This window comes from Bacillus sp. B4EP4a (assembly GCF_006680105.1).
In the GTDB taxonomy this organism is placed as follows: Bacteria; Bacillota; Bacilli; order Bacillales; family DSM-1321; genus Peribacillus; species Peribacillus simplex_E.
Genome location: NZ_VHIK01000006.1, coordinates 150,062 through 166,356 on the forward strand (window position 1 = coordinate 150,062; position 16,295 = coordinate 166,356).

Annotated in this window: 17 protein-coding genes; 2 read left to right on the forward strand and 15 right to left on the reverse strand. The window is 40.3% G+C overall.

Annotated elements, in window-relative coordinates; translation table 11 throughout:
- Positions 1 to 65: 65 nt before the first annotated feature.
- Positions 66 to 266, reverse strand: coding sequence for a cold shock protein CspC (cspC, locus tag FNK51_RS03975; RefSeq protein ID WP_010331195.1), 201 nt, complete (start codon positions 264 to 266; stop codon positions 66 to 68).
- Positions 267 to 540: 274 nt separating this feature from the next.
- Here cspC and FNK51_RS03980 point away from each other — a divergent pair, with 274 nt between their 5' ends.
- On the forward strand, positions 541 to 801 hold the full coding sequence (locus tag FNK51_RS03980; RefSeq protein WP_098371231.1) for a hypothetical protein: 261 nt from the start codon (positions 541 to 543) through the stop codon (positions 799 to 801).
- Positions 802 to 851: 50 nt separating this feature from the next.
- Here FNK51_RS03980 and FNK51_RS03985 read toward each other — a convergent pair whose 3' ends face one another.
- The 3 genes from FNK51_RS03985 to FNK51_RS03995 all read right to left on the reverse strand — a co-directional run bounded on the left by FNK51_RS03985 (position 852) and on the right by FNK51_RS03995 (position 2,682).
- Positions 852 to 1,466, reverse strand: a complete 615-nt coding sequence (locus tag FNK51_RS03985; RefSeq protein ID WP_286178568.1) for a YdcF family protein — start codon at positions 1,464 to 1,466, stop codon at positions 852 to 854.
- A 90-nt stretch (positions 1,467 to 1,556) separates the two neighbouring features.
- The gene (locus FNK51_RS03990) at positions 1,557 to 2,342 is read right to left on the reverse strand and encodes a serine hydrolase (protein WP_141992494.1); all 786 of its coding nucleotides are present in this window, start codon (positions 2,340 to 2,342) and stop codon (positions 1,557 to 1,559) included.
- Positions 2,343 to 2,514: 172 nt separating this feature from the next.
- The gene (locus FNK51_RS03995; protein WP_098371233.1) at positions 2,515 to 2,682 is read right to left on the reverse strand and encodes a YezD family protein; all 168 of its coding nucleotides are present in this window, start codon (positions 2,680 to 2,682) and stop codon (positions 2,515 to 2,517) included.
- Between the two features lie 519 nt (positions 2,683 to 3,201).
- Between FNK51_RS03995 and FNK51_RS04000 the strand changes: the two genes are divergently transcribed.
- Positions 3,202 to 4,590, forward strand: coding sequence for an amino acid permease (locus FNK51_RS04000; protein WP_141992495.1), 1,389 nt, complete (start codon positions 3,202 to 3,204; stop codon positions 4,588 to 4,590).
- 40 nt (positions 4,591 to 4,630) lie between these two features.
- On the opposite strand, the gene FNK51_RS04005 is transcribed toward FNK51_RS04000, so the two are convergent.
- The 11 genes from FNK51_RS04005 to FNK51_RS04060 form a co-directional block, all read right to left on the reverse strand.
- On the reverse strand, positions 4,631 to 5,605 hold the full coding sequence (locus FNK51_RS04005; protein WP_181762175.1) for an aldose 1-epimerase: 975 nt from the start codon (positions 5,603 to 5,605) through the stop codon (positions 4,631 to 4,633).
- Between the two features lie 229 nt (positions 5,606 to 5,834).
- Positions 5,835 to 6,134, reverse strand: a complete 300-nt coding sequence (locus tag FNK51_RS04010) for a YxcD family protein (protein ID WP_098371236.1) — start codon at positions 6,132 to 6,134, stop codon at positions 5,835 to 5,837.
- Positions 6,122 to 6,556: a hypothetical protein gene (locus FNK51_RS04015; RefSeq protein WP_098371398.1), complete on the reverse strand. Its 435-nt coding sequence runs from the start codon at positions 6,554 to 6,556 to the stop codon at positions 6,122 to 6,124. Before FNK51_RS04015 ends, FNK51_RS04010 begins: the two co-directional genes overlap by 13 nt.
- A 199-nt stretch (positions 6,557 to 6,755) precedes the next feature.
- Entirely contained in the window at positions 6,756 to 8,150 is a 1,395-nt protein-coding gene (locus FNK51_RS04020) for a C40 family peptidase (protein ID WP_181762176.1), read from the reverse strand.
- 524 nt (positions 8,151 to 8,674) lie between these two features.
- Positions 8,675 to 9,739 carry a sulfate/molybdate ABC transporter ATP-binding protein gene (locus FNK51_RS04025; protein WP_141992498.1) on the reverse strand — a complete coding sequence of 355 codons (1,065 nt, stop codon included), beginning with the start codon at positions 9,737 to 9,739 and terminating at the stop codon, positions 8,675 to 8,677.
- Positions 9,740 to 9,749: 10 nt separating this feature from the next.
- Positions 9,750 to 10,634 (reverse strand): sulfate ABC transporter permease subunit CysW, encoded by an 885-nt coding sequence (gene cysW, locus FNK51_RS04030; RefSeq protein WP_098371238.1) that lies wholly within the window; start codon positions 10,632 to 10,634, stop codon positions 9,750 to 9,752.
- A gap of 11 nt (positions 10,635 to 10,645) precedes the next feature.
- Complete coding sequence (gene cysT / locus FNK51_RS04035) at positions 10,646 to 11,485, reverse strand: sulfate ABC transporter permease subunit CysT (RefSeq protein WP_098371239.1); 840 nt, start codon at positions 11,483 to 11,485, stop codon at positions 10,646 to 10,648.
- Positions 11,486 to 11,555: 70 nt separating this feature from the next.
- The gene (locus FNK51_RS04040; RefSeq protein ID WP_098371240.1) at positions 11,556 to 12,584 is read right to left on the reverse strand and encodes a sulfate ABC transporter substrate-binding protein; all 1,029 of its coding nucleotides are present in this window, start codon (positions 12,582 to 12,584) and stop codon (positions 11,556 to 11,558) included.
- Between the two features lie 274 nt (positions 12,585 to 12,858).
- Positions 12,859 to 13,512: a nicotinate (nicotinamide) nucleotide adenylyltransferase gene (nadD, locus tag FNK51_RS04045; protein WP_098371241.1), complete on the reverse strand. Its 654-nt coding sequence runs from the start codon at positions 13,510 to 13,512 to the stop codon at positions 12,859 to 12,861.
- A gap of 463 nt (positions 13,513 to 13,975) precedes the next feature.
- Positions 13,976 to 14,821, reverse strand: a complete 846-nt coding sequence (gene kynA, locus FNK51_RS04055; RefSeq protein WP_141992499.1) for a tryptophan 2,3-dioxygenase — start codon at positions 14,819 to 14,821, stop codon at positions 13,976 to 13,978.
- A 17-nt stretch (positions 14,822 to 14,838) separates the two neighbouring features.
- On the reverse strand, positions 14,839 to 16,188 hold the full coding sequence (locus tag FNK51_RS04060; protein ID WP_141992500.1) for an amino acid permease: 1,350 nt from the start codon (positions 16,186 to 16,188) through the stop codon (positions 14,839 to 14,841).
- Positions 16,189 to 16,295 lie beyond the last annotated feature (107 nt).

Genomic DNA, 16,295 nt, shown 5'->3' on the forward strand with positions numbered 1-16,295 from the left:
GTACAATAAAAAACAGACTCCCATCGAGGAAGTCTGTTCATATCGGTTACGATTTAATTTAAAAATTAAGCTTTTTGAACGTTAGCAGCTTGAGCTCCACGAGCACCTTGCTCAACGTCGAAAGTTACTTTTTGACCTTCGTCTAAAGATTTGAAGCCTTCGCTTTGGATAGCTGAGAAATGTACGAATACGTCGTCTCCGTTTTCACGTTCGATAAATCCAAAACCTTTTTCTGCATTAAACCATTTAACTGTACCTTGTTCCATTGTTGTTGCCTCCTAGTGCATAACACACATTGTATTACTATTTTTAATCATTTGGAAAATAATCAATATCCTCTTCCACAATCAAAAACAATTCTTTATTAGATTAACATGAATTGATGAAGATAGCAAATTATCCAGTGATATTTAAGGCTTCACATTCTTTTCGCCTGCCTATTTTCTTTATTTATCCAATTTAATGATTCAGATATTAATTAATGGGTATATCAGAGTAATAAGAAACATTACCAAGAATGATCAACAAGGAGGTCAATCAATGAAATATTACAAAGTATCCAATAGCGGTTTTGACAGTAAGGTTATTGTAGCCTATAGCGGGTATGAGGCACTCGGATATTATTTAATGGAAATCGATGATCAACTTGGTTTTGTTGATGATATAGATGTGGAAGAAGTGGATGCGGATGAACAAGTCGAGATTTCCTATACGGGTTTCCCCGTTTATAAGACACTTAAGGATCTATATCAAGAGAAAGATTTTTGGGAAGTTCCTAATGTTGTCGTGGAAGTTGAATAAAGAAAGCACCCTCCCCATCTTTAGGAGAAATCAATATAAGCCACTGGATGTTACTTCCCAATCCACTCTGTCAAATAGTATTTAGTAATTGCAAGATATTCACGGGTATATGATTTCAACAGTGACACTTTTGGTGTTTTTGCCGGCATTCCCTTCATGTTCAAGCCTTCTTTTCTTGCTATTTCAACTGCCCGGTAAATATGAAAGTCATTGCTTACGATTAATCCTGAAGCTGCTGTATCAGGAATGAGTTCTTTTGAGAAAACAATATTTTCGTGTGTTGTTGTAGATTTGTCTTCCATCATGATGCGCGCTTCTTCAATTCCCTGGGCGATTAGCCCCTGTTGCATTGCTTTCGCTTCCGAAATATCTTCCCCCGGTCCTTTGCCGCCAGATACAATGGCCACTGTATGTTTATTAGCCGTTAAATATTCTGCAGCTTTATCAATCCGGTATTGTAAGGATAATGATGGAATCGAACCTTTGACCCTTGCTCCAAGAATAATGAGGTAATCGGCATTTTCCGGAATTTGCTGGTGAATGCTTTCTTGAATTTTCATGTGTAAAAAACCAAAATACCCCAGTAATATAACAGCACTCATTAAACCTAATTTCATCGCGCTTTTCAAGGTTTTTCCCCGCTTCATTTTCCTTTCATTTAACATTCTTTCCCACTGACCCCTCTATAGCCAAGATCGAAGAGCGTGAAATCATGAAAGATTTCCCGCTCTTCCAAAAATATTCAAACTGACAGTTTATTCTGCGACCATATCATCATATATCAATTTTCCAATTTTACTGATTACTTGACGGCTTTCTTCCTCTGATTTCATATCTTCAGTAAGAACTGCAGCATAAACAGTTTGTGTTTCTGAACGAATGATTGCACAATCATGGGAAACTCCACGAATTCCGCCCGTTTTGCTTGCGACCTTGACCCCTTTGCCCATTAGTGATGGAAGTTTATCCCTTAATTGCTGATTGTCAAATACACGCAATATTCTTTCCTGGCTTTCTTTCGTTAAAAAGTTTCCTGTATGTATCGCTTTCAAGCAGGTAATCGTATCTTCCGCCGATATGGTATTGTCGCGCCCTTCTTTTAATGCCTTAAAATCCTGCATTTTTCGTTCAAGGACAGTATTTTTCAAACCAAGTTCCTTGATGCATTGATTAATTTCCTCAAATCCCAGCAGGTTCATCATCATGTTCGTGGATGTATTGTCAGAAACAGTTATCATCAATGTCAATAAATCCTCTACAGTTAAAAATACCTTATTCGATAAGACATGCAGGACTCCAGATCCCCCTGTCACTTCATTAGGCGGGATGGTCACTGGTTGATTCAAATAGATTTTCTTTTGTTCACTTTGACGATAACCTTCGATGATCATCGGTATTTTGATAAGACTCGCTGATTGAAAGGATTCATTCTCGTGATATCCAATCGTATCCCCAAGACCATTTTCAATTTTATATGCGATTTTCCCATTAAATGTTTCAATTAATGCCAAGATAACATGTTCTATAGTTTGTAAGGTCATCTATTCCCTGTTCCTCCCTTGGATATCATTTAAACCCCTATAAAAAACTCCCTTTTCCCCTAACTTATTCTACCATGTTAAAAGCAGTACAATCTTCTTCTAAATTCCAATTGAATAATTTTTTGCATAAAAAAAGAGCCTTCATATCGAAAGCCCCGTTAAGAACTACTATTCATCTAGATTTAACTGCCCTGCCCTTCACTAATGGGAATCGTTTCTTCTCGGTTGTATCCACCTGTGTGATTTCACCATCATGTATGGTTATTATCACGGATCCATATTGCAGATCTTCCAAGCTTGAAATGATATGCCTGATTTTCAATTCTTCTTTCTTTTCCATAATATCTCCCCTTCACTACTGGTAATAAAGCCTCGTTTCATGCCCAATGTTTAAAGCGTTCGCACGAAAAGCACACGTCCGCTTCCCGCTTTCCATGTTTTCTTGAGGAACTTGGTTTACCTATCATATCCTCACATTACTTTCCGTATAAGAATAACCAGTTAATAGGAACTCCACATTCCCCTCCCCTCACTATAAAAATAAAAGGCACCCGTCATCTAACAGAAGTAGATGTAAGGGTGCCTTTAGTTGACTAATCGGCAATATTCGGGAGATGCATATGTTATAGAAAAATACGATTCAAAGCGAAAATCGCATTATTCTTACCAATTAACTTGGTATTTACTAATATAATCCAATTCCCTCGTTTTGTCAATATGAATTAGAATTTTCTGATTAGTCTGCGTTTTTATATTTTACTTATTTACCACTTTACCAAACTAAACTATTTGAGATATACTATTTTAGTATAAGTTGTCGGAATAAACACACACTGTATTTAAGAAAGGTTCGATATAAATGGTAAATAAAAAATGGGGTTTATTGATTTTGACCACATTCGTTATTGGGAATATGGTCGGCGGCGGAATTTTCATGCTCCCTGCTCAATTAGCACAGGTATCCAGTCCATTAGGGGCCACATTGGCATGGATCGTTACTGGACTGGGAGTCTTTCTAATAGCTTTGGTGTTTGGTAACCTGGCAATCCGGAAACCGGATTTGAAAGCTGGACCGCAAAGTTATGCTCAATCATTATTTAAATCCCCTGCTAAAGGAAGGGTTTCAGGATATAGCATGGCTTGGGGCTATTGGGCTGCGAATTGGGCTGCGACAGCTTCTGTCATCATTTCATTTGCTGGTTACCTATCAACGTTTTTCCCGGTGATGCATAGTGCGAAAGTGATTTATACAGTCGGTTCGTTTCACCTTGAACTAGGTAAAGCATTAACGTTTGCGGTATGTTCCATTGCCCTTTGGGGGATTCAGGCAATCTTGGTGAGAAGTTTTAACAGTGCCGGGAAGATGAATCTTTTTGCTACGGTTACCAAAGTGCTTGGATTCTTATTTTTCATCATTATCACGATATTCATCTTCGATACTTCCAATCTAGGGAACGGAGCTGAATTTTATGATAAGGCGGGATCTGCAATCTCTTTAGGCGATCAAGTGAATGCTGCTGCAATTTCAACATTATGGGCCTTCATCGGTATTGAAGCTGCCGTCATGCTTTCAAACCGAGCCAAGTCACAAAATGATGTAAAGAAAGCGACGATTCTTGGTTTACTTATCGCTGTTGCCATTTATATCGCCATTACTTTATTGACGATGGGTGCCATATCACAAGACGATTTGAAAATATCACAAAAACCGCTTGTTGACGCCCTGCAAGCTGTAGTTGGTTCAAGCGGTACGTATTTAATGGCTGCTCTTGCCGTCATTTCCTTATTGGGATCTACAATCGGATGGATTGTCGTTGCATCAGAGGTTCCTTACCAGGCAGCGAAATCGGACCTGTTTCCGGCCTATTTTGCGAAAGCGAACAAAAATGGCACACCCGTCCGTTCTATGACAATAACAAATATCATGACACAGATATTCTTATTCTCCACTATTTCGGGTACGGTTTTGGAAGCTTATAAATTCTCGATGATCGTCGCTACACTCGCTTACTTGATCCCGTACCTTGCTTCGGTTCTGTATCAATTGAAACTAGTCATGACTGGGGAAACCTATGACATCATGAAAGGCTCAAGAGTACGTGATGGCATCATCACCATCCTGGCGTTAATTTACTCGATCTGGGTCATCAAGACGGGTACAGCTGATATGAATACATTCATACTTGGCATAGCCTTATATGTATTCGGAATCGTCCTATACCCACTATGGATGAGAAAAAAAGCATAACCTTAAACACCTTGGCATCCATAAGTGCCAAGGTGTTTTTTTATATATCTCTCATAATCAATCTAGTTTTCAGCTGAACCGTTTCCCCTGAGCATAACTCCCTCAATCCAGTCATTTTTGCAGGCAAATCCAAATTAGGAGCATTCGTTACCCATGTATATGGTTCAGGACAGACGAATCCCTCCTGATTGAACAATACCCAAAACTTAAAATGTTGATCGCCATGATAGATGACCTGTATGCCAGCCTCTTGGTCAGTGAGTATGCACTCGTTTTCCAGCGCTCTTTCCTCATCATAGCCAAATAGGTCATCAAATAGCCGGCCGTCCAAGCTAATACCGTTTTGGATTTCCAATGTATTGGCAGTTTCATGAATTGCACCAGTGGGCAATGACCTTTCATTCAATTCCCAATGTTTATTGACGGGAAGAGATATACTGCAATCCTCCAATTTACTCCTTGGTCCAAATGGAAAATTGAATACAGTATGATAACCTGCTCCCCACGGAAAGGGTTCAATGCCCTTGTTGGTGATTTCCAATTGTATTTCCAATGTTTCTGCCCTTAAAGAAAAAGACATATTCACAGTGATATCTTGTGGAAAGCTACCTTTTAGATCAAAATCGCTGCTTGAAAATTCAGTATTAATGACGATTGCTTTCCCGTTCACTTCCTTTTTGCAGACTTGCCACGGCCTGTCATGCAAAAAACCATGAATATGATTGGATTTTTGCATTTCATTGATTGGAAACTTATACACAGTCCCCTTATATGTAAATTGACCATCTTCAATTCGATTAGGAGGAAACAGGATTGGCATTCCGTATAAAATGGGAGCTTTTTTATACTCTTCCACACTATCCGGAGTGCGCAGCAACTCAATATCCTTATGCTTGTACTTCAACGAAAGTAGATTGCTTCCTAAAGATGGCGCAAGTATCGCTTCCACTTTTTCATTGCCGAACTTTATGGCCTTTTCATTTAAAAAAGTGATATCTTCAATGTAACCTTTCACTTTTTCTCCTCCTTTGACTTGAACATATATCCATCCTACTTCCACGGCCCATTTTTTGCAACAAATGGAAAATATATATTTCTGAGTTTAAAATAAGTGTTGGTAATCTAGGATTTTGCTTAGATCGTTTTACTATTTTTCTATCTCTTTTATCCTTTTCCTCCGCACAGATAGACTTGTGCCTTATTAAATAAAAAAAAGGGATGCCGTTTACGGCATCCTCTTTTACTTATCTATTACTTTCACTTACTAAAGCCACTATGCCTTCTTCATCATCCAATACAAGTTCAATACCCGAGTATGGATCTTTATTCATATATTCATCCAGCCATAAGCGAAGCGCTTCTATCAAGTTGATGGTAATTAACACTTGTTTCCGGCCATCGACGAATGCTTCCGCCGAAAAGCCATAATCATCATCAAACATTAACTCCACTTCTACCTCATTGGGTTGTACCTGCTTTTTACGGGCAATGTAAACACAAACCGCATTGATGATATCTTGTTCGGAAATCTTTAGCCTCTCCATGGGTTTGTATCCTCTTTCTTCTTCTTATCTTTGAAATATGTGAATATTTTACGGATTACAACGATTAATACAACGACCGCTAACACGTTGATTAATAGACCAAGTATAGAACCAAGGGCTCCCATATTGGCGAATAGGCTACCAAAAAGTAAACCTGCCAGTCCACCTAGCATAATTCCTTTCATTAAGCCGCCTTTTGAGAATGTATTTCCACTCTTGGCTTTATTAGCAGTAGTAGCATCTGACTTCTTCGTTTCTTTATTTTGGAAGTTAGAATTATTATTGTTGTTGCTGTTAAAGCTTCTTTTTCCTGACTTGTATCCTCTTGCATCGACTGACTCCGCATGATCCTGGAATACATAAGTGCCGACTGGCGAGAATGCTAGTGTAATCGTAAGTAATGCAGCCATAAATTTTTTCATCATGTTTTTTTGCCTCCGTTTAATAGTATGGAATGTTGTTTCATTATATCTTTACCCAGATTACTGAAAGTCCACATCACCTATCCTTGTTTAATCTTATAGTATTTACGTTTAATTTCAAAATAAGTTTCATTTTTTTTCGATTTTTTTCAAAAAAAATAAGCAGGGGCATTTACTCCCCTGCTTACTTAAAGAACGATTAGTTTACACGAACGACACGTCCGTTGAAAACACCTGCCCAATATCCGCTTTCCATATTGGCGATTGCAACACCTGTTGAACTTTGGGAACCGATAAATTTGCCGCCTCCGACATAAATACCGACATGCCCATCAGTTTTATAGGTATTGAAAAATACTAAATCTCCAGGTTGTATTTGACTCTTGGATACTTGACGTCCTGCATTTTTCAATGCATCCGTACTGGCTGGAAGGTTCACACCAGCTTGTTTATAAGCCCATGCAACGAATCCTGAACAATCGAAAAGACCGTTAGCGATATCGGATGCCGTTCTTCCGCCACCAAATTTATATGTGGAGTTACCGATATATTTATAACCTGCTGTAATTGCAGAGCCTGTATTTGCACTGCTAGGCTTGCTTGATGTTTCAGTTTTACTGGCTGCAGGCTTACTAGCTGCTGCAGGTTTATCAGCAGAACTGTTTTTAGATGAATTAGATGATGATTCACCTTTAGACGAACCAGATGCTGACGATTCAGCTTTAGAAGCACTTGATGATTCTTTACTAGATGAACTTGATGTTCCTTCACTAGAAGAATTTGAAGAATTCACTTCTTCAGCAGCACGGTCAAGATCTGCTTTTTCTGCTGCTTTACGTTCTTCCTCTTTTTTGATATTTTCACGAATGGACGCAATTTGTGCTTCTAAACCTGCATCCTTATTCTCTAAAGATTGTTTTAGGGCCGCTGTTTCCGACTCTTTCTCTTCAATCTTAGCCTTCATATTGACAGTTTCAGCTTTTTGATCTTTAATTTGGGATTGCATGCCTTTAAGCTCTACTTCCATATCCTTTAGGCTTTGCAATTTTTTCTCAACAGTCGCTTGTTTTTTTTCTAAGTCAGCTTTATCCGCTTCCTGTTCTTTAAGAATCTGTTGGTCAGCTTCCACGATAGTGGCTACCGCTCCAACACGATTAACGAATTCACCAAAGCTTTTAGAACCTAAAACAACTTCTAGGTACTCAACGTCCCCGCCGCTCTCTTGGAATGAAACCGCGCGCTCTTTCAAGACTTCCTCGCGTTTTGCGATTCTCTCTTCCAACGCTTTAATTTCTTTCTTTAAAGAATCTATGTCTTTTTCGGTGTCTTTAATTTCTTGTTTAGTATCTTTGATTTTTTGGTCATTTTCTTTCATTGCCGATTCTATCTGGGCAATTTGGGCATTCATCTTCGTTTGTTCTTTTTTCAATTCCTGAATAACTTGTTCTGCCTCGGAAATATCTGATTGTATTCCTGTGCGTTGTGATTGAATATCCGAAATAGATTCAGCCTTTACAGACGGTATGGCAAAAGCGCTTCCTAATCCAAGCATAATTGTCGTGTTCAATACGATAAGTTTTTTCTTCAAACTCATTTCCCCTGCTTTCCTCCCCTTGCATTTCCATCGACCCACTTCTTTTTCTCTATGAAAAATGATTAGTCAAAATAAATTGCTGGGAACTCTTCTCTATTTTTTTTACTCTTTATGTAAGCTTCTAAGGTTGAGATAATATTAAATACATTTCTTATACTCTACTATGTTTTCATCTAAGTCGTAGTATATCATCAGATTTTGTCAAATGCGTAATAACAATATTACAATTATATTTCAATTTTAACATTAACCATAAAAATTCGACTTTTTCTCGTGATAAAACATCCAATATCTTACATAATCATCTTCTTATTTTGATGCAAGACTTTTTATCTAGTGTTTAGCACAATGTGACCATAGACTATTGACGGGTAAAAACTCACCATTTCCGAATGCAAGGAAGCCCTTTTGCAACAGATTGCAGTTTATTTACCTTTCGTACAGGAAGGTCCTGCTGTCAGCATCATTAAAAAAACTAAAAAAAACCGCTCTTAGCGGTTTTTCCGTCAATATTCGACTCATTTTTAAATCCCAGCCATAAAGTCGACAAAAACTCTCAATTCTTTTGGGCGGACATATACCCTTTCCCCTTTGCTTATTCCCAGATTCAAATATTGTTCTTTCGTCAGTTCGATTTCCAGCGGTTCGTTTGTATCCTGACGAATGACTTCTATCCGGACGATGGGGCCAATTGTATGGATATGGTCAATGATGGATGCAATCGAGTCCTTTTCCGATGGTTCTCTTTCTATGATAAAGTTATGATTCCTTACATAACCAGTGCCCATTCCATCTTCAATGTCCGGGGCATTCATTTCCACATTCCCAGTTACCAATTTCCCTTTATGGACGTTGCCCTTAAATAGATTGACACTGCCGAGAAAATCATAAACAAAGGGATTTTCAGGATGATCATATACTTCTTCCGGGGTTCCAATCTGTTCAATTTTCCCTTCATTCATGATTACGACCCGATCAGCAACATCCATCGCCTCTTCCTGATCATGCGTCACGAACACACTCGTAACATTGAATTCATCGTGAAGCCTTCTTAGCCAACGCCTAAGTTCCTTGCGAACCTTGGCATCCAATGCCCCGAATGGTTCATCAAGCAAAAGGATATTCGGTTCAACCGCAAGGGCCCTTGCCAATGCGACACGCTGCCGCTGGCCGCCTGATAATTGGGATGGATAACGATCTTTATATCCTTCCAACTTGACAAGCTGAAGCAATTCGGTAACTTTTTGTTCAATACCTTTTTTACTGGGCCTTATTTTTCTAGGGCGGACCTTTAATCCGTAGGCGATGTTATCAAAAATCGTCATATTTCGAAAAAGGGCGTAATGCTGAAAGACGAAACCCACATTTCGATCTTTTACATGTTTATGCGTATAATTCTCTTCATTGAATAGAATCTTGCCGTTCTCTGCTTGTTCGAGACCGGCGATGATACGCAGTAATGACGTTTTTCCCGATCCGGAAGGGCCAAGGAGGGCTACGAGTTCACCGCTCTTTATTTCCAAATTGATGTTTTGGAGTGCTTGATAGGACCCGTAATATTTTGTAACATTTTCAATGATGATACTCATTTCATTCCTCCTAACTCGCTTTGGTTGATTTAAAGTCCGTTTTCCATTCTATGAAACTTTTAATGATCAAGGTCATGATTGCAAAGATGGACATCAGGGATGCAACGGCAAAAGCAGCCGAAAATTGATATTCATTGTATAAGATTTCAATATGAAGCGGCATCGTATTGGTCATGCCCCGTATATGGCCCGATACGACCGATACAGCCCCAAACTCACCGATTGTCCTTGCATTACAAAGGATGACTCCATATAGAAGTCCCCACTTTATATTTGGAAGCGTCACATACCAAAATGTCTTAAACCCTCCAGCACCCAGCGTGAGTGAAGCCTCTTCTTCAGACGTCCCCTGACTTTGCATGAGCGGGATCAATTCGCGTGCAATGAATGGGAAGGTAATGAAAATGGAGGCGATGACAATCCCTGGTATTGAAAAAATCACTTTAATGTCAAAGGATTGCAGCAGTGGACCGAATGTTCCATGTAAGCCAAACAGTAGGACAAAAATCAACCCAGCAATGACGGGTGAAACGGAAAAAGGCAAATCTATCAGTGTTATTAAGAAGTTTTTTCCCTTGAATTCATATTTTGTTATGGTCCACGCAGCCACAACCCCGAATATGGCATTAAGTGGCAAGGTGATGAGGACGACGATCAATGTTAACTTAATCGCAGCCAAGGAATCAGGATGGACAATGGCGGCAAAATAAGCTTCTGCACCTTTTTCAAAAGCCTTTACAAAGATCGCGATTAATGGGACAACTAAAAACAAAGTCAAAAATAGCAAAACAATGGAGATAAGGACCCATTGTATGGATTTAGGCTCTTTTGTTGCGTTTCTCGTAATACTGACTGGGTGCTTCGTTTTAGCAACCACTGAATTACCATGTTCCATCATATCCCCTCCTACTTCCCTGAATATCTTTTGCCGGTCCACCATTGCAAGATATTGATGGTGAACAAAATTATAAATGTAATAATGAGCATGACGGCCGCAACAGCTGTTGCCCCTTCATAATCATATTGTTCAAGCTTTGTCATGATGATCAGCGGGGAAATCTCCGTTTTAAACGGCATATTTCCGGCAATGAAGACAACGGACCCATACTCTCCAAGTGCCCTCGCAAACGAAAGTGCAAAACCCGTCAATATCGCTGGAATCAATTCCGGGAAGATAATTTTAATGAATGTCTGCATTCGATTCGCCCCTAAAGAAGCAGACGCTTCTTCCATCCCTTTTTCAATATTTTCAAGCACCGGTTGAACCATCCGCACCACGAATGGAAGACCGATAAATATTAGGGCGATGATGATCCCGGCAGGAGTGAAAGCGATTTTAAAGCCGAAAAATTGTCCGATCCATCCGTTCGGTGAGTATAAGGTGGTCAAAGTAATTCCTGCCACGGCAGTCGGGAGGGCAAAAGGCAAATCCACCAGTCCATCGATGATCCGTTTGCCGGGAAACTCATAACGAGTAAGCACCCAGGCAATTAACACGCCAAAAACTGCGTTCACAAAGGCCGCAGTTAACGCTGTCATGAAACTCAATTTATACGAAGCAACAACCCTTGGCTCAGTTATGGTCGCCCAAAAGTCCTGAAGCCCCATTGAAAATGTGTTTAGAAAAACCATGGATAACGGGATCAAAACAATGATGGAGAGATACAGCAACGTAAAACCCATCGTCAATCCAAAACCGGGTATGGTCCTCTTTTTCGTCTGTTTACCTTCTGTCACTATATTCATAGCTTCGCCTCAGCTCTTTTTCCGATTTATGAAGGAGAAGGTGATAAAGCCATCTTCTCCTTCATGCTTATTACTGTTGATAAATCTCGTCAAATGTACCGCCATCATTAAAATGTGTTTCCTGGGCCTTTTTCCAACCGCCAAACGTATCTTCAACAGTCACCATATCGATTTTTGCAAATTGGTCTTCGTATTCAGCGAGAACCTTCTCATCCCTTGGACGATAGAAGTTTTTCGCGGCAATTTCCTGACCGACATCCGTATATAGGTATTCCAGGTAAGCTTCAGCCACTTCTTTTGTTCCTTTTTTCTCAACCACTTCATCGACAACAGCTACCGGTGGCTCTGCTAATATACTGATTGAAGGATTGACGATTTCATATTTGTCATCACCGAACTCTTCCAGTGTTAAATAGGCTTCATTCTCCCAAGCGATAAGTACGTCACCAATTCCCCTTTCTACAAAAGTGGTGGTTGCACCGCGGGCCCCTGAATCCAGGACTTCAACATTCTGATAAAGTTTTTTCATGAAATCCTTCACTTTTGTTTCGTCATTATCGAAATTCTTCTCCGCATAAGCCCAGGCAGCCAGGTAATTCCACCTTGCCCCTCCGCTTGTCTTCGGATTTGGTGTTATGACGGATACATCCTTTTTAATAAGATCATCCCAATCTTTAATGCCTTTAGGGTTATCTTTTTTCACCAAAAACACAATCGTTGATGTGTATGGTGTCGAGTTTTCCGGTAAACGTTTTTGCCAATCCTTCGCTAATAGGTTACTAGCTTCATAAATGGCATCAATATCATAAGCCAATGCCAATGTAACGACATCCGCCTCCAATCCATCAATAACGGCCCTGCCCTGTTTACCAGATCCGCCATGTGATTGTTGAATCGTTACATCCTGACCGGATTCTTCTTTCCAGTGCTTCACGAACGCTTCATTGAATTCCTGGTACAATTCCCGTGTCGGATCATATGACACATTCAAAAGCTCGACTGACTTTGATGTCCCCTCCCCTTCCGTTTTTTCCGAGTTGCATCCTGCAAGTACACCGAAGGCTAAAATCAAACTTGTCAATACCATCAATTTTTTCATGGAATCCCCCCTGTTTTTTGCTACAAAAAAAAGCACACTACTTCCCTTTTTATTTTTATTCAAGGAGATAGTATGCCTTCAGTTCTCTGATCAGCAAATATTCTGAATTTATTTATCATTAACATAAAGCAAAGTATACCAAGTTGTCAACTGTGTTTTATAAATAAACATGTCCTTTTATTTAAATAATTACGTGTAGAAAGTTAAAGTATTTCCCAAACGAAAAGGGCTCGATCCAACGGGGAGATCGAGCCCTTTAATACCTGGCCAACTCTCATGAATTTGATGCTTTTTGATACAGCTTATTGTCCACGATATACTTATAACACTGATCAGGCAGTAAATATCTTGGTTCCCCGCCCATCGCGAATTCATCCCTTATATATGTAGAACTGATTTCCATGGAGAGGCCTTTATCTATAAGGTGAAATGTATTGCCGTCATCATAATTCCTTAGCAATGGACTTTTGGATATGATTTTCAGCATATCTATCCCATCCCGCGCCATGACGATGAATTTATGATTGGCAATCAATTTTTCCCTGAATTTCCATCGTAAGTGTAACGGTAACTCCTGATTATCAATATCTTCAAGTAAATCTGCACCCATTATGAAAAAAACTTCGTCCTTTGGAAATCGTGATTTAAAATGTTCCATCGTATACCAAGTATATTGTTTACTCGTTCCGGCGCGTTCATTAATTTCATAATCACTAACTTCGAATAGCGGGTTGCCCCCTATTGCGAGCTTGAGCATTTCCCAACGGTGTTCATTGCTCGTTTTCATCTGTTTATCGATACGGCCATTTGCGCAAGGTAAAAAAATCACCTTGTCTAGCTTTGCACGATGCGCAATGGTCGATGCTGTCCATAAATGCACATTCGTGACCGGATCGAAGGAAGATCCATAAACTCCAATTTTGCCCATCCTTATCTCCCCCATCTGCTTTTCTTTTTCCAAGCGGCCCTGACCGGCCCCCCTTCCCCGGCTTCTTATGCAACCGGCAATGCAGCCAAATCGTACAGTCCAGATTCTAGTACATCAATGACCAGCCCTTCCATTGACCTGTTGCCAGCAACAACCGCCGGCCCCCTGTATGCCTTCAGAATCTTTAATGCCATGCTTTCAGCTGCATCCACCTTTACTACAGTAGCAGCGCCAATATATAAATATGATTTCTTTCCATTTCCATCAAAATGAAAGGGGTCATCAATTTGAGTTCCTAATGTGTACTCATCCGGATTTCCCCTACATTGACAGCTGCCCCTTCAGCCATTGGTGAATTCAGCCGATATGAATATTGCGTATCTCCTGGCCTATGCCGTATTTTCATTCAGGCTCTGAAAATATCTAACCACGGATCCATGTATATCTCCCGCCCATTCCAAGCTTAAAGTTTGGTCCTTAATGTCCAAAGCTCAGGAAAAAATGGCTGTTCGACCACTTTCTTCAGATAACTTACACCGGACGATCCGCCAGTTCCCTTTTTATTACCGATGATCCGTTCGACGGTGCTCATATGATTGAATCTCCAGAATTGTTGTTGACTTCCAATATCAACGAGCTTTTCGGCCAACTCATACAAATCCCAGTATTTATGCACATCACGGTAAACTGTCAGCCACGCGTTTTCAACACTTGCATTTTCCTGATAAATTACAGACCAATCCCTGTTACGGACCGATTGATCAATGGGAAGCCCTCTTGCAGCCAAAGCCCCTATAGCCGCATCATAAATACTAGGTTTATTCAAGGCTGCCATCATCGACTCATAAAGCTCGGGCTTGTGACGGAAAACGGCCAATATATGCGAATTCTTTTGACCCATTGCAAATTCTATCAACCTGTTCTGAAATGATTGAAACCCTGAAGAGTTTCCTAGTTTCTCCCGGAATTCCATATAATCGGATGGCGTCAAAGTCGAAAGCACATTCCAGGATTGAACAAGTAGCTGCTGGATCCTGGCCACTCTGGATAGCATCTTAAAGGAAGGCTCCAATCGTCCTGCCTCAATAAGGGCTGTTGCTGCAGTCAATTCATGGAGGATCAATTTCATCCATAATTCACTTGTTTGGTGAATGATGATAAACAACATTTCATCGTGATGACCGGAAAGCCGATGCTGACTTGATAATATTTGATTTAAATGCAGGTAGTCCTCATAGGACATATCTTTTTCAAAATCAGTTACCATACTTTCTTCCAAACGATGTTCATCTCTTGGACCCTTATCCATACTATCCCTCTTTCCCTTTACATTCTTTTGATTTTCGACATCAATACATAAACGATGCAAAGAAAGATCAGCCAAGGAACACCGAACTGGAGCACAATTTTAAACGGTCCAGTGAACCAGGTGGATACCGTCAAAGCAAACAAAAGAATTGCACCAAGAATCGTTAGATATGGAAATCCATACATTTTAACCGGTAATTTGCGTCCCCCTGATTTCTCCCACCGCTTCCTGAAAAATAAGTGGGAAATGAATACCATGAACCAGGTAAAAATGGCTCCGAACATCGATATCCCCATCATGAATGCATATGAAGTATCTGGAAGCAGGACCTTTACTCCTGCAGCAAGAAATATGCCCAAAGTAGATATGAGAAGGGCCATTACCGGGACTCCTTTATTGCTCACTTTTTGAAATAGGGCTGGAGCCTGCTTCTGCTCGGATAATGAAAATATCATTCTGGTGGAGGCATATAATTGACTGTTCATTGCAGATATTGCAGCGGTTAAAATAATGAAATTCATGATCCCCGATGCCCCGGGAATATTCAGGATTTCCATTACCCTAACAAATGGGCTTTTATCAATACCGGCCGATTGCCAGGGAACAATCATTAACATGATCCCGATTGTCAGTACATAAAAAGTGGCAAGCCGGAAGACAGTTGCCTTCAAAGCTTTAGGGACGGCAATATCCGGATCCTTCGCTTCTCCCGCCGTCACCGCAATCAACTCAGTTCCTAAAAAGCTGAAGAGAGAAATGAATATGGCGACCCAGAGCCCCCAAAAACCGAAAGGCATAAAACCGCCATCATTAGCAAAATTCTCAACACCGATCCCGCTTGAAGGTTCGGCGCCAATCACCACGTAGGCGCCCAGTAGTATGAATATGACAATGGCGCTGATTTTGATCATGGAAAATACATACTCAAAATTCCCGAATGTATTGACACTCGTCGCATTTACATAGATTAGCAGTGCAGCAAACAGGAAGATCCAAACGCTCCCAGGTACATCCGGGAACCAATATTTCATGTAAACAGCGATGGCACTCACTTCGACACCAATGGCAAGGACATTCGCTATCCAATATGAATATCTCACAACAAATCCCGCAAATGGACTTATATATTTTTCAGCAATGGTTCCAAAGGATCCCGATGTTGGATGGGCTACAGTCATTTCCGCCAAACAGCCCATCAGTAGCAGGACAATGAATGCACCAATTGCATAGCTGATAAGTACACTTGGACCTGCCGTAGAAATCGCAAGGCCGCTCCCCAAAAATAATCCGGTGCCAATTGCACACCCCATGGCAATCATTGTGATTTGACTCGATGATAATTCACGATGCAGCTTATTTTTCTCCATATGTTGCTCCCATTCTAGGCAATGATTCCCCTTTTATTTTCATAGTTTTCATATAATCTGCCGGGCGGCCCCTTCCGTCCAGCCGTCTATTCCATACCTTTTCCAAT

Bases quoted from the DNA above. Each gene is read 5' to 3' on its own strand.
- cspC (WP_010331195.1), bottom strand. From the start codon at position 266: ATGGAACAAGGTACAGTTAAATGGTTTAATGCAGAAAAAGGTTTTGGA.
- FNK51_RS03980 (WP_098371231.1), top strand. From the start codon at position 541: ATGAAATATTACAAAGTATCCAATAGCGGTTTTGACAGTAAGGTTATT.
- FNK51_RS03985 (WP_286178568.1), bottom strand. From the start codon at position 1,466: ATGTTAAATGAAAGGAAAATGAAGCGGGGAAAAACCTTGAAAAGCGCG.
- FNK51_RS03990 (WP_141992494.1), bottom strand. From the start codon at position 2,342: ATGACCTTACAAACTATAGAACATGTTATCTTGGCATTAATTGAAACA.
- FNK51_RS03995 (WP_098371233.1), bottom strand. From the start codon at position 2,682: ATGGAAAAGAAAGAAGAATTGAAAATCAGGCATATCATTTCAAGCTTG.
- FNK51_RS04000 (WP_141992495.1), top strand. From the start codon at position 3,202: ATGGTAAATAAAAAATGGGGTTTATTGATTTTGACCACATTCGTTATT.
- FNK51_RS04010 (WP_098371236.1), bottom strand. From the start codon at position 6,134: ATGGAGAGGCTAAAGATTTCCGAACAAGATATCATCAATGCGGTTTGT.
- FNK51_RS04015 (WP_098371398.1), bottom strand. From the start codon at position 6,556: ATGAAAAAATTTATGGCTGCATTACTTACGATTACACTAGCATTCTCG.
- FNK51_RS04020 (WP_181762176.1), bottom strand. From the start codon at position 8,150: ATGAGTTTGAAGAAAAAACTTATCGTATTGAACACGACAATTATGCTT.
- FNK51_RS04025 (WP_141992498.1), bottom strand. From the start codon at position 9,739: ATGAGTATCATCATTGAAAATGTTACAAAATATTACGGGTCCTATCAA.
- cysW (WP_098371238.1), bottom strand. From the start codon at position 10,634: ATGGAACATGGTAATTCAGTGGTTGCTAAAACGAAGCACCCAGTCAGT.
- cysT (WP_098371239.1), bottom strand. From the start codon at position 11,485: ATGAATATAGTGACAGAAGGTAAACAGACGAAAAAGAGGACCATACCC.
- FNK51_RS04040 (WP_098371240.1), bottom strand. From the start codon at position 12,584: ATGAAAAAATTGATGGTATTGACAAGTTTGATTTTAGCCTTCGGTGTA.
- nadD (WP_098371241.1), bottom strand. From the start codon at position 13,512: ATGGGCAAAATTGGAGTTTATGGATCTTCCTTCGATCCGGTCACGAAT.
- kynA (WP_141992499.1), bottom strand. From the start codon at position 14,821: ATGGATAAGGGTCCAAGAGATGAACATCGTTTGGAAGAAAGTATGGTA.
- FNK51_RS04060 (WP_141992500.1), bottom strand. From the start codon at position 16,188: ATGGAGAAAAATAAGCTGCATCGTGAATTATCATCGAGTCAAATCACA.